At 56.4% G+C, this 26,355-nt stretch carries 25 protein-coding genes and 2 tRNA genes; 19 read left to right on the forward strand and 8 right to left on the reverse strand.

The features are described 5' to 3' along the window. The coding region (lon, locus tag ACTF5F_RS06435; RefSeq protein WP_438956050.1) for an endopeptidase La at window positions 1–1,707 on the forward strand (1,707 nt) is incomplete at its 5' end. Between the two features lie 75 nt (window positions 1,708–1,782). Here lon and ACTF5F_RS06440 read toward each other — a convergent pair. Continuing rightward, complete coding sequence (locus ACTF5F_RS06440; RefSeq protein WP_438956051.1) at window positions 1,783–1,998, reverse strand: hypothetical protein; 216 nt, start codon at window positions 1,996–1,998, stop codon at window positions 1,783–1,785. A gap of 337 nt (window positions 1,999–2,335) precedes the next feature. Further along, a complete protein-coding gene (locus tag ACTF5F_RS06445) occupies window positions 2,336–2,542 on the reverse strand; it encodes a hypothetical protein (RefSeq protein ID WP_438956052.1) in 207 nt (68 codons plus the stop codon). Between the two features lie 415 nt (window positions 2,543–2,957). Here ACTF5F_RS06445 and ACTF5F_RS06450 point away from each other — a divergent pair, with 415 nt between their 5' ends. From ACTF5F_RS06450 to ACTF5F_RS06465, 4 genes are all read left to right on the forward strand, one after another. After that, window positions 2,958–3,137, forward strand: coding sequence for a hypothetical protein (locus ACTF5F_RS06450; protein WP_438956053.1), 180 nt, complete (start codon window positions 2,958–2,960; stop codon window positions 3,135–3,137). A 12-nt stretch (window positions 3,138–3,149) separates the two neighbouring features. Next, on the forward strand, window positions 3,150–3,728 hold the full coding sequence (locus ACTF5F_RS06455; RefSeq protein WP_438956054.1) for a histidine phosphatase family protein: 579 nt from the start codon (window positions 3,150–3,152) through the stop codon (window positions 3,726–3,728). Window positions 3,729–3,770: 42 nt separating this feature from the next. Then, window positions 3,771–3,846, forward strand: a tRNA-Val gene (locus tag ACTF5F_RS06460). A gap of 500 nt (window positions 3,847–4,346) precedes the next feature. After that, window positions 4,347–4,423, forward strand: a tRNA-Asp gene (locus tag ACTF5F_RS06465). A 74-nt stretch (window positions 4,424–4,497) separates the two neighbouring features. On the opposite strand, the gene ACTF5F_RS06470 is transcribed toward ACTF5F_RS06465, so the two are convergent. Further along, window positions 4,498–5,877: a M20/M25/M40 family metallo-hydrolase gene (locus ACTF5F_RS06470; protein ID WP_438956055.1), complete on the reverse strand. Its 1,380-nt coding sequence runs from the start codon at window positions 5,875–5,877 to the stop codon at window positions 4,498–4,500. Window positions 5,878–6,113: 236 nt separating this feature from the next. Here ACTF5F_RS06470 and hemA point away from each other — a divergent pair, with 236 nt between their 5' ends. Together hemA and ACTF5F_RS06480 are read left to right on the forward strand one after the other, a co-directional pair. Next, entirely contained in the window at window positions 6,114–7,337 is a 1,224-nt protein-coding gene (gene hemA, locus ACTF5F_RS06475) for a 5-aminolevulinate synthase (RefSeq protein WP_438956056.1), read from the forward strand. A gap of 105 nt (window positions 7,338–7,442) precedes the next feature. Then, window positions 7,443–8,636 carry a helix-turn-helix domain-containing protein gene (locus tag ACTF5F_RS06480; RefSeq protein ID WP_438956057.1) on the forward strand — a complete coding sequence of 398 codons (1,194 nt, stop codon included), beginning with the start codon at window positions 7,443–7,445 and terminating at the stop codon, window positions 8,634–8,636. Window positions 8,637–8,684: 48 nt separating this feature from the next. On the opposite strand, the gene ACTF5F_RS06485 is transcribed toward ACTF5F_RS06480, so the two are convergent. Further along, the gene (locus tag ACTF5F_RS06485) at window positions 8,685–9,410 is read right to left on the reverse strand and encodes a DsbA family protein (RefSeq protein WP_438956058.1); all 726 of its coding nucleotides are present in this window, start codon (window positions 9,408–9,410) and stop codon (window positions 8,685–8,687) included. 119 nt (window positions 9,411–9,529) lie between these two features. Between ACTF5F_RS06485 and ACTF5F_RS06490 the strand changes: the two genes are divergently transcribed. The 8 genes from ACTF5F_RS06490 (at window position 9,530) to ACTF5F_RS06525 (ending at window position 16,644) form a co-directional block, all read left to right on the forward strand. Further along, complete coding sequence (locus tag ACTF5F_RS06490) at window positions 9,530–10,675, forward strand: pyridoxal phosphate-dependent aminotransferase (RefSeq protein ID WP_438956059.1); 1,146 nt, start codon at window positions 9,530–9,532, stop codon at window positions 10,673–10,675. Between the two features lie 119 nt (window positions 10,676–10,794). Further along, window positions 10,795–10,917, forward strand: coding sequence for a hypothetical protein (locus tag ACTF5F_RS06495; RefSeq protein WP_438956060.1), 123 nt, complete (start codon window positions 10,795–10,797; stop codon window positions 10,915–10,917). A gap of 54 nt (window positions 10,918–10,971) precedes the next feature. Continuing rightward, window positions 10,972–11,292: a hypothetical protein gene (locus tag ACTF5F_RS06500; protein WP_438956061.1), complete on the forward strand. Its 321-nt coding sequence runs from the start codon at window positions 10,972–10,974 to the stop codon at window positions 11,290–11,292. Window positions 11,293–11,306: 14 nt separating this feature from the next. Continuing rightward, window positions 11,307–11,687 carry an N-acetylmuramoyl-L-alanine amidase gene (locus ACTF5F_RS06505; RefSeq protein WP_438956062.1) on the forward strand — a complete coding sequence of 127 codons (381 nt, stop codon included), beginning with the start codon at window positions 11,307–11,309 and terminating at the stop codon, window positions 11,685–11,687. 279 nt (window positions 11,688–11,966) lie between these two features. Next, window positions 11,967–14,468, forward strand: a complete 2,502-nt coding sequence (locus tag ACTF5F_RS06510) for a penicillin-binding protein 1A (protein ID WP_438956063.1) — start codon at window positions 11,967–11,969, stop codon at window positions 14,466–14,468. A gap of 71 nt (window positions 14,469–14,539) precedes the next feature. Beyond that, window positions 14,540–15,667, forward strand: a complete 1,128-nt coding sequence (prfB, locus tag ACTF5F_RS06515; RefSeq protein ID WP_438956064.1) for a peptide chain release factor 2 — start codon at window positions 14,540–14,542, stop codon at window positions 15,665–15,667. A gap of 281 nt (window positions 15,668–15,948) precedes the next feature. Further along, on the forward strand, window positions 15,949–16,116 hold the full coding sequence (locus tag ACTF5F_RS06520) for a hypothetical protein (RefSeq protein WP_438956065.1): 168 nt from the start codon (window positions 15,949–15,951) through the stop codon (window positions 16,114–16,116). A 3-nt stretch (window positions 16,117–16,119) separates the two neighbouring features. Further along, window positions 16,120–16,644 (forward strand): endonuclease/exonuclease/phosphatase family protein, encoded by a 525-nt coding sequence (locus ACTF5F_RS06525; RefSeq protein WP_438956094.1) that lies wholly within the window; start codon window positions 16,120–16,122, stop codon window positions 16,642–16,644. Window positions 16,645–16,690: 46 nt separating this feature from the next. Here the strand turns inward: ACTF5F_RS06525 and ACTF5F_RS06530 are convergent, their stop codons facing one another. The 4 genes from ACTF5F_RS06530 to bcp form a co-directional block, all read right to left on the reverse strand. Then, entirely contained in the window at window positions 16,691–17,164 is a 474-nt protein-coding gene (locus ACTF5F_RS06530) for a bactofilin family protein (RefSeq protein ID WP_438956066.1), read from the reverse strand. Further along, entirely contained in the window at window positions 17,154–18,464 is a 1,311-nt protein-coding gene (locus ACTF5F_RS06535; RefSeq protein WP_438956067.1) for a DUF5930 domain-containing protein, read from the reverse strand. The genes ACTF5F_RS06530 and ACTF5F_RS06535 overlap by 11 nt, the downstream gene beginning before the upstream one ends. Before the next feature lie 145 nt (window positions 18,465–18,609). Continuing rightward, window positions 18,610–19,437 (reverse strand): ferritin-like domain-containing protein, encoded by an 828-nt coding sequence (locus tag ACTF5F_RS06540; protein WP_438956068.1) that lies wholly within the window; start codon window positions 19,435–19,437, stop codon window positions 18,610–18,612. A gap of 9 nt (window positions 19,438–19,446) precedes the next feature. Continuing rightward, on the reverse strand, window positions 19,447–19,914 hold the full coding sequence (gene bcp, locus ACTF5F_RS06545) for a thioredoxin-dependent thiol peroxidase (RefSeq protein WP_438956069.1): 468 nt from the start codon (window positions 19,912–19,914) through the stop codon (window positions 19,447–19,449). 76 nt (window positions 19,915–19,990) lie between these two features. On the opposite strand from bcp, the gene ACTF5F_RS06550 reads away from it, so the two are divergent. From ACTF5F_RS06550 to ACTF5F_RS06565, 4 genes are all read left to right on the forward strand, one after another. After that, on the forward strand, window positions 19,991–23,269 hold the full coding sequence (locus tag ACTF5F_RS06550; protein ID WP_438956070.1) for a YhdP family protein: 3,279 nt from the start codon (window positions 19,991–19,993) through the stop codon (window positions 23,267–23,269). Next, on the forward strand, window positions 23,266–24,321 hold the full coding sequence (queA, locus tag ACTF5F_RS06555; protein WP_438956071.1) for a tRNA preQ1(34) S-adenosylmethionine ribosyltransferase-isomerase QueA: 1,056 nt from the start codon (window positions 23,266–23,268) through the stop codon (window positions 24,319–24,321). The genes ACTF5F_RS06550 and queA overlap by 4 nt, the downstream gene beginning before the upstream one ends. Before the next feature lie 95 nt (window positions 24,322–24,416). Beyond that, on the forward strand, window positions 24,417–25,667 hold the full coding sequence (locus ACTF5F_RS06560) for an MFS transporter (protein WP_438956072.1): 1,251 nt from the start codon (window positions 24,417–24,419) through the stop codon (window positions 25,665–25,667). 74 nt (window positions 25,668–25,741) lie between these two features. Further along, on the forward strand, window positions 25,742–26,329 hold the full coding sequence (locus ACTF5F_RS06565; protein ID WP_438956095.1) for a DUF924 family protein: 588 nt from the start codon (window positions 25,742–25,744) through the stop codon (window positions 26,327–26,329). The last annotated feature ends 26 nt before the right edge of the window (window positions 26,330–26,355 follow it).

The raw sequence follows: 26,355 nt of genomic DNA on the forward strand, positions 1-26,355 counted from the left end.
GCCATTCAGAAGGAACTTGGCGACGGCGAAGAAGGCCAGAACGAGGTTGAAGAGCTTGAAGCCAAGATTGCAGAGACCAAGCTTTCCAAAGAAGCCAAGGAAAAGGTCGATGCCGAGCTGAAAAAGCTGAAAAACATGTCGCCGATGTCGGCGGAAGCCACAGTTGTGCGTAATTACCTTGACTGGGTGTTGGGCGTGCCTTGGGGTGTTAAATCACGCACCAAGAAGGACCTAAACCGCGCGCAAGAGATTTTGGACAACGATCACTATGGCCTTGAGAAGGTTAAAGAGCGGATCGTTGAGTATCTTGCCGTGCAGCAACGCTCCAAAAAGCTGAAAGGGCCGATCATGTGCCTTGTCGGCCCTCCGGGTGTTGGTAAGACATCGCTGGGTAAGTCCGTTGCCAAAGCCACAGGCCGTGAATTCATTCGAATTTCGCTTGGTGGTGTGCGGGACGAATCTGAGATCCGTGGCCACCGTCGGACTTACATCGGCTCCATGCCTGGCAAGATTATTCAGGCGTTGAAAAAGGCGAAAACCACAAACCCTCTGATCCTGCTCGATGAGATCGACAAGATGGGTCAGGATTTCCGTGGCGATCCAGCCTCGGCGATGCTTGAGGTGCTTGATCCGGAACAGAACGCGACCTTCGTCGACCACTATCTTGAGGTGGAATACGACCTGTCGAACGTGATGTTCCTGACCACTGCAAACTCCTACAACATGCCGGGACCTCTGTTGGACCGGATGGAGATTATCTCCCTCGCGGGCTACACCGAGGATGAGAAACGGGAGATTGCGCGTCAGCATTTGCTACCCAAGGTTCTGAAGAATCACGGGCTGAAGGAGAAGGAATTCTTCATCTCAGACGAAGCTCTGACAAAGGCGATCCGCCTTTATACGAAAGAGGCGGGCGTCAGGAATTTGGAGCGTGAACTTGCGAAGGTCGCACGGAAAGCGGTCACGAAGATTGTGAAGAAAGACGCCGATGTGATTTCCGTAACTGAGGACAATCTTAATGACTACCTCGGGGTCGAAAAGCATCGCTTTGGTCTTGCCGAGAAGGAAGATCAGGTTGGTGTGGTCACAGGCCTTGCATGGACCTCTGTTGGGGGTGAGTTGCTCAACATCGAAGCGTTGCGCCTACCCGGAAAAGGCCGGATGAAGACAACCGGCAAGTTGGGTGACGTGATGAAGGAGTCGATTGATGCGGCCTCTTCCTATGTCCGCTCCATCGCGCCAGAGATTGGTGTCAAACCGCCAAAATTCGACGCGATCGACATCCACGTGCACGTGCCGGACGGAGCAACGCCCAAGGATGGTCCGTCTGCTGGCCTGGCTATGGTGACCTCTATAGTTTCCGTCATGACCGGTATTGCCGTGCGCAAAGACATCGCGATGACGGGTGAGGTAAGCCTACGCGGGAATGCGATGCCGATTGGTGGCCTGAAGGAAAAGCTGCTGGCCGCGCTGCGCGGTGGCATCAAAACCGTGCTGATCCCAGAAGAGAATGCGAAAGATCTGCCGGACATTCCAGACAATGTGAAAGATGGCTTGGAGATCATCCCAGTGACGCATGTGTCAGAGGTCCTGAAACTCGCGCTGGTGTCAGAGCCGACATCGATCGAATGGGATGAGGCTGCTGAGGAAGCGCGGGTTGCAGCGTCCAAGGACAGCAATGGCGTAGTAGGTGCAGGCGTCCACTAGGACGGCTTCACCAACCACGCAAAAGAAAAGGGCACGCCGAGACGTGCCCTTTCTCAGCCAGATGGCCAGTAAGTCTTAGTCGCTCATGCTGTCGTCTTCAGCGGTTGCTGCGACAAAAATCAGAGCCAGCAGGATCGCAGGAACGATCAGGCCGGCCAGGGAGGATGTTGGTGCTGGTGCGTCAACAACAACAACAGGTGCTTCCACGACTTCTGGAGCCAGGCCACCAGCAGTCGCAGTAGTTGCAGAAACAGCCAGAGCAGCTGCAGCAGCGAGTTTAACGAAAGTCATATCGATCTCCTTGATAGTCGAAACTGTGAACTGGACTACGAGGGTGCCGACAGCGAGCCGGCGTAATGTGGCCCCATAATCAGTTAATTATTTTATGGATTGGTAAGACGCGAAAAACAAGCGCCGGCATTTGTCAAAGCAAGTTTTGCTGACGATCAAAGGGGGGGTGAGGCATTGAAACCACAGGTTGGACGCTATTTTTAGCGCGCGTTATCCAGCAATCGCAGAAAGTGAAGGCTTTAAACTACGTTATCAGCGGCAGACCCGAATCCGAGTCTGCCGAAACTTCTATGTCGGATGGACGACTTAGCTGTCTGTTGCCGTGTCGCTATCGGACTTATGAGTCGCTGTCGGACTCAGCAGTCGCGGCGATAGCAATCAATGCAAGCAAGATTGCAGGAACAATCAAGCCGCCAAGAGAGCTCGTAGGCTCCATCATAGGTTCAACCAATATTGGCTCGACAACAGTGTCTGCCATACCACCAGCAGTGGCAGTTGTCGCGGAAACAGCGATGGCTGCAGCAGCAAGTTTAACAAATTTCATTTTGATCTCCTTGATCACTTATATACCGCCCGAACGAGGGTCATGAGCAGCGCGCCCATCAATTGTTCTGCCCCCGAGAGGTAGAAGAAATGCTAATGAATGAATTGGGTTGGGCAAGAGATTTGTGCCTATTTTCGAACCAAAATCTCATAATTATGGTCATCAAGTGCAGAATTGGGGTAGAAAAAGCACAAAGCAATGATGCGGGAACATGACTAAGACAAAGAAAACGAAGCCGAAGTAGTGGTGAGTCGGAATACTGCGCGTCCCAAAACCAAGGGCTCGGCCATCGCTGTTGCGGACCAGTTTGAAGCTTAAGCGGTCCCTCCAGCCACTGACATGGTGACGGAGGAACCGTTCAAGAAAGCGGATTTAATCGCGCAAGTGACAGAGGTGACGGGTCTGAAGCGACGATGTGAAGGCTGTTGTGGAAGCATCACTCGCCGCGATGGCGCAAGCGATGGCAGACGGGCGAGACTTGAATGCAATGCCGCTTGGCAAGCTCCGGCAGATTAAGACTAAGGAACTGGCTTCCGGAGCGGTGGTCCATACGCTAAAGCTCCGCCGAAAAGCCTTGTCAGATGACGGCGCCTAAACCGACGGACCCATGACCAACACATATCCAGAGCTTATTGTTCTTCGCCACGGGGAAACCGTTTGGAATCGGGAGAAGCGCATGCAGGGGGCGTTGAATTCCGAATTGACGGAGAAAGGTCAATTACAGGCGCGCCAACAGGGTGCGCTGTTAGAACAGATGAATGTGAGCGATTGGACTGCGTATTGCAGCCCGCAAGGGCGCGCGTTTCAAACAGCGGGGATCGCGGTTGCACCCCTCATGGGACGCGTCCGGACCGATGAGCGCTTACGGGAGATTGAGGTCGGCGCTTGGTCGGGGCTGCTTCGATCAGAGTTGAGGGTGGATGGCGATTTAGCGGATGGTCCTGATGGCCCGATTGTCATGTACGAGCAGGCGCCAGGGGGCGAAGGGTTTGATGCGTTGGAGTCGCGCTGCCGCGCGTTTCTAAATGATTTGACGGGGCCATCTGTCCTTGTCACGCATGGGATTACGTCGCGCATGTTGCGCACGATCGTCTTAGGTTTGGGGCGCTCTGAATTGGGTAAGATCGCAGGTGGACAGGGGAATTTGTTTCATCTCAAAGATGGGGTGCAAAAAGAGATTGTTTGATGCTTGCAATGCGCAAATGCATCCAGTAGTACCCCGCCAGACGGGTCGTTAGCTCAGTTGGTAGAGCGCTTCGTTTACACCGAAGATGTCGGGAGTTCGAGCCTCTCACGACCCACCACTTTCCCTCACTTTGCGATTACGAAGCGGCACCATGCTGCTGATGTGCCGTCCTTTTGAGCAGTTGGCGCTCAGACTTGTACATTTGAACATGTTCCTTCAGTCACGTGTCATCAGAATGCAGCAACTTGGGCTGGATTTCCTCAGGGCAGTAACTCGACCTTTAGGTGAACGCCCCTTGGCGGTAAGAACGGTGATCCATTTTAACTATCAGATTTTCAATTAGTTTTCGCCGAAACTGGGGTTGTTATTTAGTTTCGGGACACACATTCCAATGTTGCGGTAGGGTGGTTCTTACCACTTTTGAGCAGTCCCTGCCTCAAATCTTGCCCGAACAGTTAAACGCTCTCATACTTGCCTCAGCGAACGCAATTGGGTGATGTTTTTGGAGTGTTTGGTATTTGAGTCGTCGGCCACAAAGCCATGACGAAAATTCTAGGCTGAAATGCGCACTTTCTGACTTGACGCCCCAGCACCCTTAGCCTACTCCACCCTTCACGCGCGGTTGTAGCTCAGTTGGTTAGAGTACCGGCCTGTCACGCCGGGGGTCGCGGGTTCGAGCCCCGTCAACCGCGCCAGTTCTCCATTAAAATATTAGTACACCGTTCGTACACAGGGCGTATGTACGCCGTGCGCACATGCGCGTGCTGAATCAGCCGTCAGACGACATCTTATGCAGAATGCGCGCCCAGCTTCGAATACCTTTATGGAAGCTGGAGAGGTCGTACTTTTCGTTTGGGCTGTGGATCTGATCGTCGTCCTTGCCGAACCCGACCAGCATCGCATCCATGCCAAGGTATTTTTTGAAATGACCAGCGATTGGGATCGAGCCGCCGCAGCCGACGAAGGTGGCCGCGTTTGGCCATTCATCTGTCAAGGCTTTACGGGCTTGATCAAAGGCTGGATGGGTCGTGCTCATCTGGCTTGCAGGGCTTGCACCATGATCGTGGAAAGTTACGTTGCAATCTTCCGGCACCATGTCGGATACCATTTTGCGGAAGTTTTCACGGATCTTCAGCGGGTCTTGTCGCCCGACGAGGCGGAAACTGATTTTTGCAGAAGCCTCGGAGGGCAGGACAGTTTTGAAACCCTCACCGGTGTAGCCGGAGGTCATGCCGTTGACCTCGCAGGTTGGGCGCGACCAGATCATCTCCAACGGGCGGCGACCTTGTTCACCAGCAGGGAGGCTTAGGCCCACGTCACCGAGGAAGTCTTTCTCATCAAACTTCAGATCGTCCCAGCTTGCAGCAAGCTCATTCGAAAGTTCCGGCACGCCGTCATAGAAGTCAGGCAGCGTGATCCGCCCCGTTTCGTCGTGAAGCGACGCGATGATTTTGGCAAGAACGCGGGCAGGGTTCATCGCCAGTCCGCCGTACATGCCAGAATGCAGGTCTTTGTTGGGGCCGGTGATTTTGATTTCTTCACCCAGAAGGCCGCGCAGTTGGGTGATGATTGCAGGCGTGCTGTCACCGTAGAGCCCCGTGTCACAGATGAGCGCGATGTCAGCAGTCAGCTCCTCCGCGTTCTCTTTCATAAACGGGATGAGTGAGGGAGAGCCTGATTCTTCTTCCCCTTCAAAGAAGATGGAGATTTTCGCAGGCAAGCTCCCATGCACCGCTTTCCAAGCGCGGCACGCCTCCACAAAGGTCATCAGCTGGCCTTTGTCATCAGAGGTTCCGCGTCCTCGGATCACTTTGCCTTTGGGCGCGTCTTCGAGTTTGGGATCAAAAGGGTCGTTGTCCCAAAGCTCAAGTGGATCAACGGGTTGCACGTCGTAGTGACCGTAGAACATGACATGCTGGCCCTCGCCATCGGCATGCGCCACGACCATCGGATGACCCGGCGTCTCGCGCTTGCTGGCGTCGAAGCCAATGCTTTTGAGGTCGTCGACCAAGATGTCCGCCGCTTTCTGGCAGTCCTTCGCATAGGCGGGATCGGTCGAAATTGACGGGACACGAAGCAATGTGAAAAGTCGTTCGACCGAAGCGTCGAGGTCGGCATCAATGCGGTCAAGAACAGGAGCGAGTGTCATCAGGGGCGGCCTTTGGTTTTTGTCGTGCCTAGCTTGCGATGTTTCAGCCCAGCGTCAATCAATCTTTGACACTTTTGGGGTCATTTAATTGAGGTAAAAGTTTCGTGCAGGGCGCAAGGTTTAGAGGGGGCGTCAAACTGTACCATATTGCCCGGTGGGGAGAGGCACTATATGACGCTTAGAACGATTCAAAGTAGGCCGAAAAGGCGGCTTCTGACGAACCAAAGGAACACGTTGTGGATTATAACGCGCCCCTCGATCGGGCCCTGAACAAACTGCATGAGGAAGGCCGGTACCGAACCTTCATCGATATTGAGCGGACCCGTGGCCATTACCCGCACGCTGTTTGGCGCAAGTCAGATGGTAGCCAGGCGCAGGTTACCGTGTGGTGCGGCAACGATTATCTTGGCATGGGTCAGCATCCGGTTGTCATCGCCGCGATGCAGGACGCGGTTGAGGCAACCGGCGCAGGGTCCGGTGGCACGCGCAACATTTCTGGGACAACGACCTATCACAATCAGCTTGAAGCCGCGATGGCGGATCTGCACGGGAAAGAGGCATCTCTTCTTTTCACCAGCGCCTACATCGCAAATGACGCAACGTTGTCGACGTTGCCAAAGCTGTTCCCAGGCCTCGTGATCTTTTCCGACACGCTCAACCACGCCTCCATGATCGAAGGTGTGCGGCGTAATGGCGGGGCCAAGCGCGTCTTCCGTCACAACGACGTCGCGCATCTGCGGGAGTTGTTGGAAGCCGAAGATAGCGACGTCCCTAAAGTGATCGCGTTTGAGTCGATTTATTCGATGGACGGCGACGTAGCACCGATCGAAGCGATCTGTGACTTGGCCGAGGAATTCGGCGCGCTGACCTATTTGGATGAGGTTCATGCGGTCGGCATGTACGGTCCGCGCGGCGCAGGGATTGCGGCCCGTGACGGCGTGATGCATCGCATCGACATCATCAACGGAACCTTCGCCAAAGCCTACGGTGTCATGGGTGGTTACATCGCTACCTCTGCCAAAATGTGCGATGCCATAAGATCATATGCGCCGGGGTTCATCTTTACAACATCACTGCCACCAGCCGTTGCCGCAAGCGCTTTGGCAAGCGTGGAGTTTCTGAAACAAGACGACACGTTGCGAGAGCAGCACCAGACACAAGCGAAGATCTTGAAGCTGCGGCTCAAGGGTCTTGGCCTGCCGATTGTGGATCACGGGACGCACATTGTGCCGCTGATCGTCGGAGATCCGGTGCATACACAAAAGCTGTCCGACATGCTGTTGGAAGAGCATGGGATTTATGTTCAGCCGATCAATTTCCCAACTGTGCCACGAGGGACAGAACGGCTGCGTTTCACTCCGTCGCCGGTGCACGGATCGGGGGAGATGACGCAACTTGTTGAAGCACTTGACGCGCTTTGGTCCCATTGTGCGCTGAACCGTGGCAAACTTGCCGGATAGGTCAAACGCGGGTGCATTTTCGGTGCGCTTATGATAAGTTCTTATAAAGGCTGAGTGTTCCGATTCGACGGGGCACAGTCAGGGGCAGCGTTAACGGGATCGCTCATGATCGGAAAAGGCTTCAGACGCACTGATGTGGCTGAGCAAGTCGAAGCGAAAGGCTTCGACGCCTTTGATTTGCGCCTTGGTGATCTGATGCGTGGGGAGCGGGCGACCCTTGGCAAAAGCCTTCTGGATGTTCAGCGCGAGCTTAAAATCAAAGCCGGATACATTGCAGCGATTGAAAATTGTGATCCCTCCGCTTTCGACACGCCTGGATTTATCGCGGGCTATGTGCGGTCCTATGCGCGCTACCTTGGCATGGACCCCGAATGGGCATTTACGTCCTTCTGTGCGGAAAGCGGTTTTGCCACCGCGCACGGGATGTCGGCGGATGCGTCGTCGAGCAAGCCAAAGTCTGAAGTGATTGCGAGCCTTGCGCCCGGCAACGACATCTTTGCCAGCGCGGGTGCGCCGTATCTGCCGTCGAACGAACCGATGTTCGGACGGGTGGAGCCTGGAGCAATTGGCTCTCTCGGGATTTTGATCGCTGTGATCTGCGGCCTGGGCTACGGTGGCTGGACGATCCTGCAAGAAGTGCAAAAGGTGCAATTGGCACCTGTAGAACAAACGCCTCAAGTGGCCTCCACACTTGATCCATTGGCAGGGGGCAGCGACCTCGTTCAGCCGGAAGAGGATCGCTTGGCCTTGAACGCGCCATCGGCGGATGCGTTGGACCGCTTGTACAGACCTCAACCCTTGCAAGTGCCCGTTCTGGTCGCGCGTGATGCGCCGATTTCAACCTTGAATCCCGGCTCCTTCGGGGTGATTGAGCCTGTCACGGGCATTGACGCGGCGATTGCTGAAGCCGTCGCCAACCCCGTCGAATCACCCATCGCGCCGGCGGTTCAGGTGAATGAGGCACCGATTCCGGAGGTTGTATTGGTCGCGGCACGTCCTGCATGGGTCCGTGTGAAGGCGGCTGATGGAACTATCATCTTCACGGGCAACATGAATGCTGGTGAGACGTTCGAACTGCCACAGACAGAAGAGCCCGCGACCTTGCGTGTGGGGGCCAGTGGTGCGCTTTACTTTGCGGTAAACGGCAAACTTTTCGGTCCGGCGGGTCCGGATGGGACAATAACGGATAACATTAAGCTCGATAGCGTGAATCTGCTTGCGTCTTATGAGCCTGCGGACACCACGCGGGATCAGGATTTGGCGGATATTATTCTCGCACAGTTGGCGCTGGAAGAGTAGCGCAAGCGATTGACTTGAATGATAAGGCGGCCCTCTGCCGCCTTTTGTTTATCCGCGGATGGCTTCCACAATCTGTTGCATCTGATCGAGCGGCACATAGCCGCGCAGCATCTGATCTTGCATCACAAAGGTGGGTGTTCCAGTGATTTGGAGCCGTTGCGCCAAGGCGCGGTTGGTCGCGATGACGTGGGTCACGTCTGGGCTGTTCATTTCGGCAACGATGCTATCGGGGTCGAGCCCGACCGTCACCGCGAGGCGGGTCAGACTGTCAATCGTTACGTCGCCGCGAAACTCCATCAAAATGTCATGGACGGATTCATAAGCCTCATCTCCCTCAACATTCCGAACGGCCAGCGCGAAGCGGGAGGCGAGCTCAGACTGTTCACCCAAAATTGGGAATTCCTTGATGATGTAGCGGATGTTTCCATCGGTGTGGAGCAGCTCCTTGGTTTCAGGGAAGGCGCGTTTGCAGAAGCTACAGCGGTAATCCATGAATTCGACCAAGGTGATGTCACCATCTGGATTGCCACCGACGAAAGACGTCGGATCGTTGAACAACGCATCCGCATTGGCCCGCGCCATTGTGACGTCAGCTTGGACTTTAGCTTGCTCTTCACGCGCCCGCAGGATGCCGATGGCTTCCATGATCACCTCTGGATTTTCCAAAAGGTATTCGCGGACCTCTGCCCGAAAGGAGGACCTTTCGGCATCGGTCATCTCTTGCGCCTGCAGGGGTGCTGCAAAGAAGAGGAGGACTGACAATAGAAAACGCATGAAAAGGCACCTTTGGGTTGGGGTGCGTTAGGCAAAACATATCCGTGACCTGCTGCCAAGACACATTGACGTCATATCGGTTCGAAAGGCATCTAGGAAGAAGGAAGAGGAGGTGGAGCATGCGCAGTTCGAACAGGGGCGATGTTGACCCATTCATAGTGATGGATGTGATGGAAGCCGCGCGTCAAGCGGAGGCTGCGGGACGGCACATCATTCATATGGAAGTGGGTCAGCCCGGAACTGGCGCGCCAGCGGCGGCGCGGGCCAAACTTGCGGCATCGCTTGATAATCCGCTGGGCTACACCGTGGGCTTGGGATTGCCGGAGCTTCGGGAGCGGATCGCGCAGCTTTATGTAGATTGGTACGGTCTAACGCTTGATCCGAACCGGATTGTCATCACTGCTGGCGCCTCTGGCGCGTTTCTGTTGGCGTTTTCGGCTTTGTTCGACAACGGTGCACGGGTAGGGCTCGGGTTGCCGTGTTATCCATCCTACCGGCAGATATTGAAGGCTGTGGGCCTGACAGCGGTCGAGATGGAGACGACGCTTGAAGCGCGTTTCCAACCTGTGCCCGAGGATGTGGCCAAGCATCAGTTGGACGGGTTGATTGTCGCGTCACCTGCAAACCCAACAGGCACGATGTTAGACAAGCCTGCATTGGCTGAACTCGCTAAGGCGTGCCAGCAGGCAGGGGCGGCGTTCATCTCTGACGAGATTTATCATGGCATTGATTACGACAAGAAACCAGTGACCGCGCTTGAGGTAACGGATGATGTCTATGTCGTCAATTCCTTCTCCAAATACTTTTCGATGACCGGTTGGCGTGTGGGCTGGATGGTTGTGCCGGAAGATCACGTTCGGCGGGTGGAGCGGTTGGCGCAAAATATGTTCATTTGTCCATCCCATGCCTCTCAACGATTGGCGTTGGAAGCGATGAACTGTGACGATGAATTGCAGCGCAATCTGGCTGTTTATGCAGAGAACCGTCGGTTGTTGCTCGACGGGTTGCCAAAGGCTGGCTTTGACAAGATCGCGCCACCAGATGGGGCGTTCTATATCTATGCCGATGTGTCGGAGCATACCGAAGAGTCGCTCGCTTTCTCGAAAGAGATTTTGGATGAGGCGGGCGTGGCCGTAACGCCGGGACGGGATTTTGATCATGTCGATGGGCGGCATTGGTTGCGCTTCTCTTATGCGGGATCGATGGCGGATATGGTCGAAGGGCTCGCTCGGCTGACGGCGTTTATGGAGGCGCGTCGCAGATGATGCATTGGGTCATCCCTTTGCTGCTATAAGCAGGTTCTGTTGCGGCGTAGGATTTTTCTGGTCTGGCCCGTGTGAACACAGACACCGCTCGGATCAGGGACACTACCGATGGTGTCCAGGTGACTTTTGTACTGAGCCAGATTGTGCCGTACCGTGTGTTCACATTGGCCGCGCCAGAGCGGTTGGTTCTGGATTTTCGAGAGGTTGATAGGACCGGCGTTGATGCGGACGAATTGGACTAATCCGAGCGTGTTGATGCGGTGAATTTCGGCACGCTCCGCCCCGGATGGTTGAGAATGGTATTGAGACTGAGCGGCCCGTTTGCGGTGAACGCCGTCGCGGGTGCAGTGGATGATGAAACGGGTGTCGCACAGCTTTCGGTGAGTTTGGTGCCGGTCAGCACAGAAGAGTTTGTCGAACGCTCCGGACCGCCGGTTTCGACAGGCTGGGACGATCTGCTGACCGAACCTGTAGTCGGACTACAACCGCATGCGGACGGTGCGACAGTGGTGGTGATTGACCCTGGGCATGGCGGTATTGATCCAGGGGCGGAGCATGGTGGCCAGCGGGAAGCGGACCTCATGCTGTCCTGGGGATCGAAGTCGCGGAGGCATTGAGCCAGACAGACGGCGTGACCGCAATTCTGACGCGAGATCGAGACCAATTCGTCCCCTTGACTAAGCGGATGACCATTGCCGGACAGAACGACGCGGATTTGCTGATTTCACTCCAAGCGGATGCCTTGGCGGAAGAACGCGCGCGAGAGGGGGGTCGGTCCATACTTTATCTGAGGATGCGGCGAATGGCGGAGCGGCATGAGCGCGGCGATCTCATTGCAGGGCTGGATTTGTCCGAACAGGATGAGCGCGTCGCGGTTGTTTTGATGGACCTTGCACGGGCCAAAACCGGCCCTCAGGGGCAGCGGTTTGCGGGCGCTTTGGTGGGCGCGCTGCACGAGCGGGATGTCAGGCTTATCGCAATGCATTGCGGCAGGGGCCACTCGCGGTTCTGAACGCGGCGGACTTTGCTTCTGTTTTATTTGAGGTTGGCTAGCTCTCCAGCGACCGAGACCGCGCAATACTCCAAGACCGCGACCAGCGGGCGGTGATCGTGGATGCAATCGTCGCGGCAGTGCTCGATTAGTCGTTGGCGGAGGCTGGGCGGGAATGACCTGCATAAATTCTCCCCAAATGCGCAGAAAAACTTGGCTGACTGCGGCTGTTTGCGGCTTTGACGCAAGGAAATGCTCCCCATATAAGACACACAACGACATGAAGGTGTGAGCACAACCGTGGTTCGGTTTATCTTATCGTTTTTCGGGGGCATCTTTTCGATGCTGACCTTAGGGCTGGCGATGGCGGCATTTGTCGTGGGCGCTGTGTTCTACATGTATGGCCGGGACCTGCCGTCATATGAGGTCTTGTCGCAGTACACGCCAAAAACGATCAGCCGGATTTACAACCGAGAAGGTCAGATAATTGACGAATATGCGGTGGAGCGGCGCCTGTTCACTCCGGCTGAAGAAATCCCTGACATTGTGAAGCAGGCGTTTATCTCTGCCGAGGACAAGAATTTCTACACGCACGCCGGATACGACCTGCGCGGTATTGCGGCGGCTGGGTATGAAGCGATTGCGTCACGGGGGGATAACCTGCGCGGTGCGTCCACGATCACGCAGCAGGTGATGAAGAACTTCCTGCTCGATGGCGGACGTACGGCGGAGCGGAAGATCAAAGAGATCATCCTTGCCGCACGGATCGATGGTGCGATGAGCAAGGAACAAATCCTTGAGCTTTACCTCAATGAGATTGACCTTGGCGTGCGCAGCTTTGGTGTGACGGCGGCATCTTTGTCCTACTTCAACAAACCACTTACGGAGCTGTCGGCGGCGGAGGCGGCATTCCTTGCCGTGCATCCGAAAGCGCCCTATAGCTACCACCCCGTCAACAACCGCGAAGCAGCGTTGGAGCGGCGGGATTTCATTCTGAAAGAGATGTTCGAGAACGGTTATCTGACGGATGAGGAATATCAGGTCGCGTTGGCGGACCCTTTGCGGACTGTTCAGAATGGCGATTTCCCAAGCTTTCAAAGCCAGCGACCAGATCGGGATTATTTCACATCCGAAGTGCGGCGTCAGTTAACGCGGCAGTTTGGCGAGGATGACATCGATTTCTCAGCCTCAGGCTATTCTATCCGTGCAACCGTTGATCCGAGTTTGCAGAAAGAAGCCGCCATCGCGTTGCAACAAGCGTTGGAGGAATATGACCGTGGCGTGGGCGCGTGGCGTGGGTCTGACGTCAAACTCCCTGCTGAGGCTTTGGTGGATGAAGACGCATGGCGCGTGGCGCTGAGTGCGGCTGACGTGCCACGCGATGTATTCTTGGGCGGCTACTGGCATCCAGCTGTGGTGCTGGCGGTTGAGGATCAGCAGCTGATCTTGGGCATCGAAGGGATCGCAACCGATGACGCGCGCGGAAACACCGTACCGCGATCTGACACGGCTTGGTTCTCTGGCGATTTGTTTGCCAACTTCGAGGTTGGCGATGTCATCCATGTGAGCAAGCTGGACGAAGGTTGGACTCTGCGCCAAGTGCCAGAAGTACAGGGCGGATTCATGGCGATGGACGTCAACACCGGCCGCGTCTTGGCGATGCAAGGTGGGTTCAGCTTCCAACATTCGTCGTTCAACCGCGCAACACAGGCCCGCCGCCAGCCCGGATCATCGTTCAAACCGTTTGTGTACGCCGCCGCGCTCGACAGTGGGTATTCGCCGGCAACTATCGTGGTGGACGCGCCAATTGAGATCAACACACCGCAAGGTGTGTGGCGGCCGCAGAACGCCTCCAATCAGTTCTACGGACCGACACCGCTGAGGACGGGCATCGAACAGTCACGAAACCTGATGACCATCCGCCTCGCTCAAGAGGTGGGAATGGATATTATCGCAAGCTATGCAGAAGACTTTGGCGTCTATGATCGGATGAGCCCGGTCTTGTCGACCGCTCTTGGCTCAGATGAAACGACCCTGTACCAAATGGTTGCCTCCTACGCGATGTTCGCGAATGGCGGTGAGCGGGTTGAGCCAACTTTGGTCGACCGTGTGCAAGACCGCTATGGCCAGACGATTTTCCGCCACGATCAACGCACATGTCTGGAGTGTAATGTAGACTTACCCGCTGGCGACTTGCCCGACATCACGTCCAACCGTGAGCGCGTGATGAATGAAATCACTGCGTATCAGCTCACGTCGATGATGCAGGGTGTTGTGCAGCGTGGCACGGCGCGATCCGCGATCAATTTGCCCGTGCCCATTGCTGGCAAGACCGGAACGACGAACGACGCCAAAGACGTATGGTTTGTTGGCTTCTCCTCCAACATCGTGGCGGGGTGCTACATCGGGTTTGATACGCCACGGTCTCTGGGCGCGCGCGCGTCAGGTGGCGGGATTTGCGGCCCTGTGTTCAACAGCTTCATGTCCAAAGCAATTGAAACCTATGGCAGCGGCGCGTTCCGCGCACCTGAAGATTGTCAGTTCATCAGCATCGACCGCTTTACTGGCGCGCGGTTGCCAGATGCCACATTCGGCGAAAACGTTGTGGCTGAGTGCTTCCGCGCGGGTGAAGAGCCGATCTTTGGCATCACTTTTGACGGTGGCTTTGCAATGGCGGCTGATTTGCCGCTCTTTGACGAAGTGGCGCAGCAGGCGCGGCAGGTGACGACCTCCACTGGTGCGACGGCGACTGTGGGTCCAAAGGCCACGTTTGGATCGCTCTCAACAGGTGGGCAGTACTAAGCCTGCTTGCCGACCTGCGGATGCGCAGCTATCACATCCTTTAAGTTTGACGTCAGCCGAAAAGAGATAACATGCGTGCGGAAACTCAGAATTCAATTGACGCCGTGCGCAAGTCTTTGGAGCTTTTGGCGCAGCGGATGGATTATGAGACGGCGCCGCATCGGTTGGAAGAATTCAATGCGCGGGTGGAAGACCCGAACCTTTGGGACAATCCGGACGCTGCCCAGAAACTGATGCGTGAGCGTCAAATGCTGGTGGATGCGCTGGACGGCTATGAGAGCATCAAGACTGAGTTGCAGGACAACATCGACCTTATTGAATTGGGGGAAATGGAGGGTGACGCAGAGGTTGTGTCAGAGGTTGAAGAGGCGCTGAAAGCGCTGGAGGCCAAAGCTGCTGAGAAAGAGCTTGAAGCGCTGCTTGATGGGGAGGCGGACGGCAACGACACTTTCTTAGAAATCAATTCCGGCGCGGGCGGGACGGAATCCTGCGATTGGGCATCCATGCTGGCGCGTATGTATGTGCGGTGGGCGGAGAAGAAGGGCTATAAGGTCGAACTTCAGTCGGAGACAGCGGGCGAAGAAGCAGGCATCAAATCGGCGGCTTTTAAAATCAGCGGTCACAATGCTTACGGTTGGCTTAAGTCCGAAAGTGGTGTGCACAGGTTGGTGCGGATTTCGCCCTTTGACAGTGCTGCAAAGCGCCACACCTCCTTTAGCTCTGTCTGGGTCTATCCGGTTGTGGATGACAACATCGAGATAGAGGTGAACCCTGCCGACATCCGCATCGACACGTATCGGTCGTCGGGGGCTGGTGGTCAGCACGTAAACACCACCGACTCCGCCGTTCGGATTACACACAACCCGACAGGAATTGTCGTCACGAGTTCTGAAAAGTCGCAGCACCAGAACCGCGATATTGCGATGAAAGCGTTGAAATCGCGGCTCTATCAAATGGAGCTTGATAAGCGGAACGCGGCGATCAACGAGGCGCACGAAAACAAGGGTGACGCGGGCTGGGGCAACCAGATCCGGTCTTACGTTCTGCAGCCTTATCAGATGGTGAAAGACTTGCGCACGAACCATGAGACGTCCGACACCAAAGGCGTGCTAGACGGGGATCTCGATGCGTTTATGGCTGCGACGCTGGCTTTGGATGTGTCGGGTAAGAGCCGTGCGGATGCGCAGGCTGAGGACTAGGCAAGTTTGACGCAGCGCCCGTCTGGTTGCAGTGCTGCGGCATATCGTTCCAATTTGGTCTGACATGCTTCAGCGTTTTTTTTTATCTTCTTGCACTCTTGGCGGTCATAGCTCTCACCGCCTGCGTGCAGATCATCCGCAATTCTGGGTTTGCGTCTTTGGCGCCTGCGCCGGCGAAAGCACTGCGGATTGAAACTTACAACATCCATTACAGCATCATGTCGCAGGTTACTGGCCCGTGGTCTGTTGGGGATTTGTAACGGTGGAAGGGGCCGCTTGACTTGGCCTTCAAAGCCGTTGGTGCGGATGTCATCGCGTTTCAGGAGATGGAAAGTTTCGGGGACCGGTCGGCGAGCGCCGAGAACCTGAAGTTGTATTGGTCCCTCGCCAATAATCTGGACTATGATGTCGCCGCGGTGGGCAACCCAGCCGCCTTCCCATCGACGTAATCAATCCTTTATCGACGGGATAGGGTATCGGTGGAGGATCAGGGCTGGTTCGTCTTCTCTACGATGCCTGATGTGATCTATTCGCGAACCTTCAATGGGTCGTTTCCAGCTTTGGGCTCTTGGGCGGCGTTAAGAGATGTGGGATCAGGCGCTGCGTTTCGGGTCGTCAACATCCACACGGATTTCCGAAGCAGCTCTAACAGAACCCAATCGATTGAACTGGTGGCCGAGCGGGTGCGTCGTTTGATTGAAGACGGTGAAACTGTTCTGGTTGTTGGAGATTTCAACGTAAGGCATGGGTCGAGCACGTTGAAAGTTCTGAAGGATGTGGGCCTGCGGTTTCTGAAAGTCGACGGGACGACTTATTATTTCAATCGCGGGCTAAACCTGTTTAGGGCGATTGATCACATTGGTTTGTCCGGTGCTACGGAGCCCGTGGGAGAGCCGGTTGTGCTGCGCCAGAAATTCGATGGGGAATGGCCAACCGATCACTACCCTGTCGTTCTGGATGTGACGATCGGACAATAAAAAAGCGGGCCTACTCGCCCGCTTTCCGTTTGCTTGAGAAGTTCAGCTAATCGGCTGATTTTGCCTTTGCTGCACCGCCGCCGGTAGACAAAGGATCATCCTGACGTTGGACGGACCCTTCGAAATGGGCGCCGCTTTCGATCGCAATTGTTTTATGGATGATATCGCCTTCAACCCGTGCGGTGGATGTGAGGCGGACTTTCAAACCACGGACACGGCCCACGATGCGGCCGTTGATGACGACGTCGTCAGCAACAACTTCGCCCTTCACGGTTGCGCCCTCACCGACGGTCAGAAGATGCGCGCGGATGTCGCCCTCGACCTGACCTTCGATTTGAATGTCACCGGTGGTTTTCAGGTTGCCGGTGATCAGCAAGTCAGAAGAAAGTTGCGATGCCGGTGGTTTTGCTTTTGGCGTTACTGGCGCAGAAGATGGGGCAGGCGCCGCTGGCTTGCTTTCCGGCTTTGCCGCATTGTCAGCACCTGGGCCAGGTTCATTGATTTTGGATTTAGAAAACATCTTGTCCAGCTCTTATGTAGATCATTGGATTGACGGCATTACCGCCAACGCGCACTTCATAGTGCAAGTGTGGTCCGGTGGACCGTCCAGAATTTCCCATATCACCAATTCGCTCGCCGCGCGAGACTCTTTCGCCGACGCTCACACGAATCGCATTCAAATGTGCATAGCGCGTTTCAATCCCGAAATCATGTTGGATTTTGATGAGGCGGCCATAGCCCGACGACCAGCCTGCGTGTGTGACAACGCCGTCCGCAGTGGAATAGATGGGTGTCCCCACAGGTCCAGCGAAATCGGTACCCGAATGCATCCGACCCCAGCGCGGGCCAAATCCGGATGTGTAGCGGAAGTTGGCCTTTACAGGAATATCGAATGGTGCACGCTCAGCCGCGATGCGGTAAAGGTTGATCTCATCCATCCGGTCGATGATCCTATTGGCGCGACTTGCGTCTGGATCAGGCTCCCCCCCATTGGTGGAGAATTGCAGTGGGGTCAGTGGGCCGCCGGTGCCGGAATATCCGCGACGCACAGAAGAGATGAGGCTGTCAGGGTTCAAGCCGGCGTTCCGGAACATCTTTTCAAGTGGCTCGACGGACACAAGCATCGCCTCTTCCAACTGACGGAAGATTTGGTCGTTCTTTTCTTCGAGTAGTCGCAGTTCCAATTCCAGTTCTGCCGCATGGTCGAGCGCGAAGGCCGCGTCTGAGGCGATCTGATCGCGCTCTGCCGCCGTGTCAGCAAGAGCCGTGGCCAGCAGATCAAGCGTGTCGTTGGTTACTTCGGACGTTTGCGCCACGCTCCCTTGGCCGTTGGTGGCATCCGCAATGGATGCCAATTCCGCACGGGCCGCTTCACGTTCCTGCATCGTGTCGCGCAGCGTGGTTTGAACGGTATCGAGTGCTGCTCCCAATTCGCGGCGCCGCTCTTCGGTCCGCAAAAGCTCTGTCTGCATCATCGAGATCTGATCAAGTGCAGTGCTGAACCGCTGTTGCGCGGCGAGTGCTTCACCCGCGCGAAGGTCACGCTCTTCAGACAAGGCGTTCAGGCGTTGTTCATAAAGCAGTTGATCTCGTTGCGCTTGGGCGCGGAAATTGCCAGCGCCAATACTGTCCATCAAAAGGATCGCAGTCGCCACAATCGTCCAAGCCACGATGATGGAGACACCGGCCCAGGCGACAAGCTGTGTTTCGGATTTGAGGCGGATAAAGCGTGTCTCTTCATCAGAGCGCAGGAAAAGACGCTTTTCCGGAAACCACGCTTCGAGCCGTGCATGGATGCGTTGTGTCAGTCGTGTTCTCAACTTTGAAAGTCCGTCCCGATCCCGAATGCGCACCACCCCAGCACGTCGTCCGCGGCAGTTTTATAGACCTCAGCACATTCCTGCAACGAATTTGGTTAAAATCCGTTGCGTTTGGATGGCTCAAGCGACTTTTTGCCGCTTGTCCTTAGGTCTGCGGCACAGCCGCAGCCTCATTGGCGAGAGGCCAATAGAAATCGGGCGGCAGTCCCGCCTCTGCCCGCTTTTCTTCATTGAAGGGCGGCTTGAGGGTGGAGTGGAAATATTTGCGCACGAGGTCATGAAAGACCGGCGTAGGGTCGAGCCCGTCACGACCGCAAAGGTAGTTGAACCACTTGGACCCATAGGCCACGTGGTGCACCTCTTCGGCGTAGATCACGTCAAGCGCTGCAACCGCGCTTGTGTTCTTGGCCTGTTTGAAGAGTTTTATCATGTCCGGCGTGACGTCGAGGCCGCGCGCCTCCAACACCATTGGCACAACGGCAAGGCGGGCCATGATGTCATCCGTGGTGTCAGATGCCGCACGCCACATGCCGGCATGAGCGGGGAGGGCGCCGTAGTGGCTCCCCAGCTCTTCAAGGCAGTCACACATTAGGTTGAAATGCTTTGATTCTTCGTCCGCAGCTTTGACCCAATCATCGTAAAACCCAATGGGCATCTCGATGTCGGGGAAACGCGCGATCATGTCCCAATGCAAGTCGACTGCGTTGAGTTCGATATGAGCCACGGCATGCAACATCGCGATGCGTCCCGCATCGCTGCCAGGTTTGCGCTTTGGAACGTTGCGCGGGTCGAGCAGTTCGGGTGCTTCGGGACGTGCTGGGAAATTGGGCGGCGTGACGCGGCCAATCTCTGGCTTCTCACCTTTGGACCGTGCGGCTTGCCACGCGGCTGCGTGGGCGCGGGAGCGGGCGGTTTTCTCCCGCCCGTCGGCTGTGGTCAGCACATCAAGCGCCATGTCGCGGAGTGGCAGCATCTGGTGTTCCTAGAGTGCCTTCGCTGCCTCCAACACCGCGTCGGAATGGCCGGGCACTTTTACTTTGCGCCATATCTGCGCGATATTACCGTCCTGATCAATCAAGAAGGTCGCACGTTCAATGCCCATGTAGGTTTTGCCGTACATCGATTTTTCCACCCATGTGCCGTAACCCTCGCAGGTTTCCGCGTTGGCGTCCGAGACAAGGATCACGCCCAGATCATGTTTGGCGATGAATTTCTCATGTTTGGCGACGGTATCTTTTGAAACGCCCAAAATGACTGTGTTGGCTGCAGCGAAGTCTTCAGCCTGTTCGGTGAAGGCAATCGCCTCTGTCGTGCAGCCCGGCGTGTCATCTTTTGGGTAGAAGTAGAGCACGACCGCCTTGCCCTTCAAATCCGCCAAAGACACGGAGCCGCCGCCATCGCGGGGCAGGTCAAAGGTTGGTGCGGGATCCCCGATTGAGAGCTCGACCATTTGGATGCTCCTTTGTAATTTTGGCGTACCGTTGTTGGTGGTTTTAGGGCACAACGGGGGAAGTTAAAGGGGGCGCATGGCTGAAACCGATCCAGAGCTTGAGGACGCAAAGCGCAAGCGGCGGCGACGCGGCTGGCTGAGTTTGCGCGCGATCGTGGTGGTGGCCGCTGCGCCGTTGTTGTTTGGCTTGGTCGCGTTGGTCATGATGTTTGATCGCGAAGTGACCGCGCCCAGTTGGATCAAGACCACCGTGATTGAGCGCGCATCGGAGGCGCTGGCGGGTGGGTCGCTCGACTTTGACGCAATGACCGTGCGGGTAGGACACGATCTGCATCCTAGAGTGACACTGACACAGACGGAGTTCTTTGACGCTAATGGCGTGCGGCTCGCGGCGGTGGACAGGATTGAGGGGCTCTTGTCGCCGCGGGGTGTCTTGTTTGAGCAAGTGGCGCTTTTTCAAGAAGTTACGCTGGCGGGCACAGAGTTCCGTTTGCGTCGCGATGCGGGTGGTGGTTTTGCGCTATCCTTTGAGTTGGATGAGGAAGGCCAACAAGAGGCACTGGATTTGCAGGGTCAGCTCTTGCGACTGGATGCACTGTTCGAGCGTCCGGCGCTGGTTGCATTGGAGCAAGTCAAATTCAGCAACTTGAACTTGATTTTTGAGGATGACCGCGCGGGTCGTGACTTTGAGTTTGTCGATGGCGACATCGCGCTTGATCTGCGGGGGGAGGAGACGAACGCCCGCGCCACGCTGCACCTGATTGAAGAGGGGCAGAAGGGGGCGGTCGTGAGCGCCGCCTTTCTGCGCGACAGGGTGCAGGGGACAACTGCGATTCATGCGGAGATTGAAGAAGCGCCAGCCGATGTGATCGCGCTCCAGTCCGCGGCCTTGGCATGGCTGACAGCGGTGGACGCGGATGTGAGCATCAAAGCCGATGTGACTTTGGATGCGGCCAGCAATCTGGGTCCGGTTGAGGCGCAGCTTGATCTGTCCGCAGGTGCGTTGCGTCCCACGGAAACTGCGACGCCTGTGGCCTTTGATGAGGTCACTGCGCGCCTTGTCTACGACCCACGTAACCAGTCTGTGCAGTTCTCCGATGTCGGCTTGTCTACGGATTGGGGTGGAATGCACGCACAGGGGCAGGCGCTGCTAGATATCGGGGCCGACGGCCTCCCAAGCGAAATTATCATGCAGTTGGCCATGTCAGACATCTTGATCGACCCGCCTGACGTGTTCGAGGCGCGGCATGAGTCGGATCGGGCCAGCGTCGATCTGCGGCTGCGGCTTGATCCGTTTACCGTCGATATCGGACAGGTGGTTTTGGAGGATGACGCGCTGCCGGTGGTGGCATCGGGGGAGGTTTCGGCGGGCGACGACGGCTGGGAGGCGGCCGTTGATTTCGAAGTAGCGCGCACAAATCCTGAGAGTGTCTTTGCTTGGTGGCCCATTGACGCCAAACCCGGTGCGCGGCGTTGGCTGACCGCAAACGTCCGCGCAGGCGATGTGACCGATCTGGTTGGGGCGCTGCGATTGAAGCAAGGGCAGGCGCCCAATTTCAGCCTTGGCTATGAATTTGACGAGGCAGAAGTTAAATTCCTGAAAGAAGTGGCGCCGCTGATCCGTGGGCGCGGCTATGCCAGCTTTGTAGGCAACAGCTTTGCCATCGCCCTATCAGAAGGCGTGGTCGTCGCCCCGCAGGGTGGCGTGCTCGATTTTGCAGGGTCAGAGATGTTCATCCCCGATTTCACCGTCAAACACGGACCCATGCAGATAAAGCTGGCGATCAAAGGTGCGTTGCCCGCCGCACTGTCGACGATGGATTTGAAACCCTTTGAGCTGATGAAACGCGCCAATCTTCCGGTTGATGTGGCCGATGGGCAGGTCGTTGTGGACGGGCTTGTTCAAGTCCCGATGAAAACCAAAATGACCTACAATGAAGTCGAATATGCGTTCGAGGCCGACATTAATCGGGTGCGGAGCAATCGCTTGGTGCCCAATCGAGATCTTCGGTCGGTGTCGTTGAATTTGGATGTGGACCGCGATGGTTTGATCATTTCTGGGCCTGCGCGTCTAAGCGGAGTTCCTGTGATTGCTCGGTTTGAGCAGACGTTCGGCGAAGACAGCGCACGCAGGTTGACGGGGCAAGTGGAGCTGTCGCAGCGATTTCTAGATGGGTTTGACATCGCTCTACCGCCAGGCTCAATCGATGGTCGTGGTCGCGCCGATTTCGAAATAGCTTTGCCCAAAGATCAACCGCCGCAGTTTGCCCTCTCGTCAAACCTCCGCGGTGTCAGTGTCGAGATCCCTGCGTTGGGGTGGAGGCTGCCAGAGGCCAGCGAAGGGGTTTTGAGTGTCGAAGGTGAATTCGCCCAGCCCGCCCGCATTGATCGGATCGAGATTTCGGGCGGCGGTTTGAGCGCTGTAGGCGCTGTGCGCTTGCGGCCTGATGGGTCGTTGAGCCAAGCACGGTTTGCACGAGTGCAAATGGGCAGTTGGCTGAACTCGCCGATCACCGTACGCGGGCGCGGGGCCGGCGTGCCGGTGGCCATTGAAATGGCGGGTGGGACGCTTGACCTCAGACGGGCGCAGCTTGGGGGCGGTGCCAGTGGGGATCGCGGACCTTTGACCGTTGCGCTCGATCGGTTGCAGATCACAGAAGGGATCGCGTTGACCAATTTCAGCGGTGAGTTTGATGGCACAGGTGGCTTGTCGGGTGAGTTTCGCGGGCGTGTGAACGGTCAGGCGGAGGTGCGCGGTGTCGTAGCCCCGCGCAATGGCCGCTCCGCCGTGCGCATTCAAAGTGATGATGCGGGTGGGGCCGTAGCTGCTGCTGGTTTCTTGAAGAATGGCATCGGTGGTACGCTTGATCTCACGCTGCTGCCAACGGAAGGCGAGGGCAGGTTTGACGGCGCGTTGCGGATCGTCGGTCTGAGGGTGCGGGATGCGCCCGCGATGGCGGCGCTGCTCAACGCGGTCAGCGTCGTTGGCTTGCTTCAGCAGCTGGACGGGCAGGGCCTTGCCTTCGAAGAGGTCGACGCACAGTTCCGCCTGACGCCCACACAAGTGATTGTGACCCAATCGAGCGCGGTAGGGCCGGGCCTTGGCATTTCTTTGGACGGGCTCTACACGCTGGCCAGCAAGCAGATGGATTTTCAGGGTGTGATCTCTCCTGTGTATTTGCTGAACGGGATTGGATCCATTTTGACGCGAAAGGGCGAAGGGTTGATTGGGTTTAATTTCTCATTGCGGGGGCCATCAGACGCGCCATCGGTCGCTGTGAACCCCTTGTCCGCGCTGACACCCGGCATGTTCCGCGAGATTTTCCGCAGGCCCGCACCTCAGGTTGGCCAATGAAGCTGTCCGACTTTGATTTCGAGTTGCCCGAGGCGCTGATCGCGACACGGCCCGCCAAGCCACGGTCATCGGCGAAACTGTTGGTGGCTGGGCCAGAGACGATTGAGGATTTGCAGGTCACCGATCTTGTCGATCTGCTCAACCCAGGCGACCGATTGGTGCTGAACGACACCAAAGTTATCCCTGCACGATTGTTGGGTGTACGGCGTCGGGATGGCGAGGCCGGTCTGACAGAGGCGGCGATTGAGGTCACTTTGTTGGAACCCAAATCCGATGGCACATGGTCAGCCTTGGTGAAGCCGTTGAAGAAAGTGAAAGACGGGGAAGTCATCACCTTTTCTGATGCGTTTTCGGCGACGATGGTCGGGCGGGAGGATGGACAGGCGCGCCTGAAGTTTAGCTGTGAAGGTGAAGCCTTTGACGCGGCCCTGGCCGATGTCGGGGCAATGCCCTTGCCGCCCTATATTGCGGCAAAGAGGCCCGCGGATGAGCAGGACAAGACCGACTACCAAACCGCGTGGGCGAAACACAGCGGTGCGGTGGCTGCGCCCACGGCCTCTTTGCATTTTGACCGTCCGCTGTTGGAGGCGCTGAAAGCCAAAGGCGTGACGTTCACCTATGTGACTTTGCATGTGGGGGCAGGGACGTTCCAGCCTGTGAAGGTTGACGACATCAAAGATCATAAGATGCATGCAGAGCTTGGCCATGTCTCGCAAACTGCGGCGGATGCGGTGAACGCGACTAAAGCGGCAGGGGGGCGGGTGATCCCTGTGGGGACGACAGCGCTGCGGCTGGTCGAGAGTGCAGCTAAGGATGGCGAACTTCACGCTTGGGATGGGCCAACTGATATCTTCATCACGCCGGGCTTTGAGTTTCAGATCACAGACGCTCTGATGACCAACTTCCACCTCCCCAAATCGACTTTGATGATGCTTGTCTCTGCATTGCTGGGGCCGGAGCGGATCAAAGAGGTCTACGCGCAGGCGATTTCAAACGAATATCGCTTTTTTTCCTATGGCGATGCGTCTCTTTTGATGCCAAAGGGGCGCTAGAGCCCATTCGCGACAAGGCGAGTCGTTTGCGACCAAGACCCCGACCGCACGGCCAACAGTAAACTTTGATGACCAACGCATAGAAAGCGACGGCTATGATACAGGTATTCAACGCCTCTTGGGCCTTGTTCCTTGGCATGTTCATGCTGATGATCGGTAACGGCCTTCAAGGCACGCTGCTGGGTTTGCGGGGTGAGCTTGAGGGCTTTTCCACTTTTGCCTTGTCCGTGGTCATGTCCGCATATTTTGTGGGCTTCCTTTTCAGTTCGCGCCTGACGCCTTTGCTGATCCAGCGGGTGGGTCATGTGCGGGTCTTTGCGGCTTTGGGCTCGACTGTGTCTGCGGTCCTGATCCTCTATCCCGTGCTGACGGAGCCTTGGGCGTGGACCATTGGGCGCGTTATTGTCGGGTTCTGTTTTTGCGGCGTCTACATCACTGCGGAAAGCTGGCTCAACGATGCGTCCTCGAATGAGACGCGCGGTAAAGCGCTGTCGATCTATTTGATGGTTCAAATGGCGGGGATCGTTGCAGCGCAATACATCATCACGCAAGGCGATGTGTCGGGCTATATCCTGTTCATCATTCCGTCTGTCTTCGTCTCTTTGGCCTTTGCGCCGATCCTGTTGTCGATCCGCCCGACGCCTGCGTTTGAACAGGCGAAACGGATGACGATGAAACAGCTTGTTGCGGCATCGCCTTTGGCCTGCGTTGGGATGTTTTTGTTGGGGGGTGTCTTCTCCGCCCAATTTGGTATGAGTGCGGTCTATGGCTCGCAAGCGGGGCTAACCGTCTCTCAAATCTCGCTTTTTGTGTCGGTGGTCTATGTCTCTGCGCTAGTGGCGCAATGGCCGATTGGATGGCTCTCCGATCGTATCGACCGACGCATTTTGATCATCCTGACCACGGCCATTGGGGGGCTGGGTGGCCTGGTCGCGTTTATCTGGACAGGGAATTTCACCGTTATCCTGATTTCTGCGGCCATTGTTGGCGGCACCTCAAACCCGCTTTACGCGCTGCTGATCGCCTATGCGAATGACTATCTTGAGAAAGAGGATATGGCCGCAGCCGCTGGGGGTCTGCTGCTGATCAACGGGGTGGGGGCGATTATGGGCCCCATTATCGTGGGCTGGATGATGGAGACCATGGGCGCCGAAGGTTTCTGGCTTTTCACTGCGCTGCTCTTGATTGCTGTAGCCAGTTATGCGGGCTTCCGGATGATCCAGCGTCCACGTGGCGATTTGGATTTCGAGGCTGTGTCCTATGTTCCTGTCTCGGCGGCGACCACACAGGTTGCTGCCGAAATTGCGCAGGAGGTCTATATTGAGACAGAAGAAGACGAATCCTGACCGTTAGCGCAAAATAATTTGCCTTCCCTTGGGGAAGGTGTTTGGCTAATTCGTAAGATAGACGCGGAGTTACGATTATGACGCCTCAAGATGTGTTGTCGTTTTGGTTGGATGAGGTTGGAGCCGAAGGCTGGTATGCAAGGGTTGATGCGCTGGATGCCGAAATTCGGGAGAAGTTCCTGCCAACGTGGGAGCGGGCCAAGGAAGGGTCGCTTGGGCTTTGGCTAACCTGTGCGTCAGAGACGTTGGCTTATATCATCCTGCTCGATCAATTGTCGCGTAACATGCATCGTGAATCTCCGGACTCCTTTAAACTGGATGCGGCGGCTCTGGCGGCTGCGAAACTCGCCATCAGCCGCGACTGGGATCTTAGGATTGATGAGCCTGCGCGACAGTTTTTCTACATGCCACTGATGCATTCGGAAAACCAATGCGACCAAGACCGAGCGGTCCGTCTGTTCATGACACGGATGCCAGAAACCGGCCATCACAATATTGACCATGCTCGCGCGCACCGTGAGATCATCCGCCGTTTCGGGCGCTTCCCATACCGGAACGAGGTTTTGGGCCGGACATCCAGCGAGGCTGAGGAAAAGTTTATGTCTGGCGGTGGCTATGGCGTCATTCTGCGGGAGCTGCAGATGGCCGAGGAAGTGGCCTAGGGCCGCAGCTATTCCAAAGATCTAGA

The organism is Cognatiyoonia sp., from assembly GCF_965661665.1.
In the GTDB taxonomy this organism is placed as follows: Bacteria; Pseudomonadota; Alphaproteobacteria; order Rhodobacterales; family Rhodobacteraceae; genus Cognatiyoonia.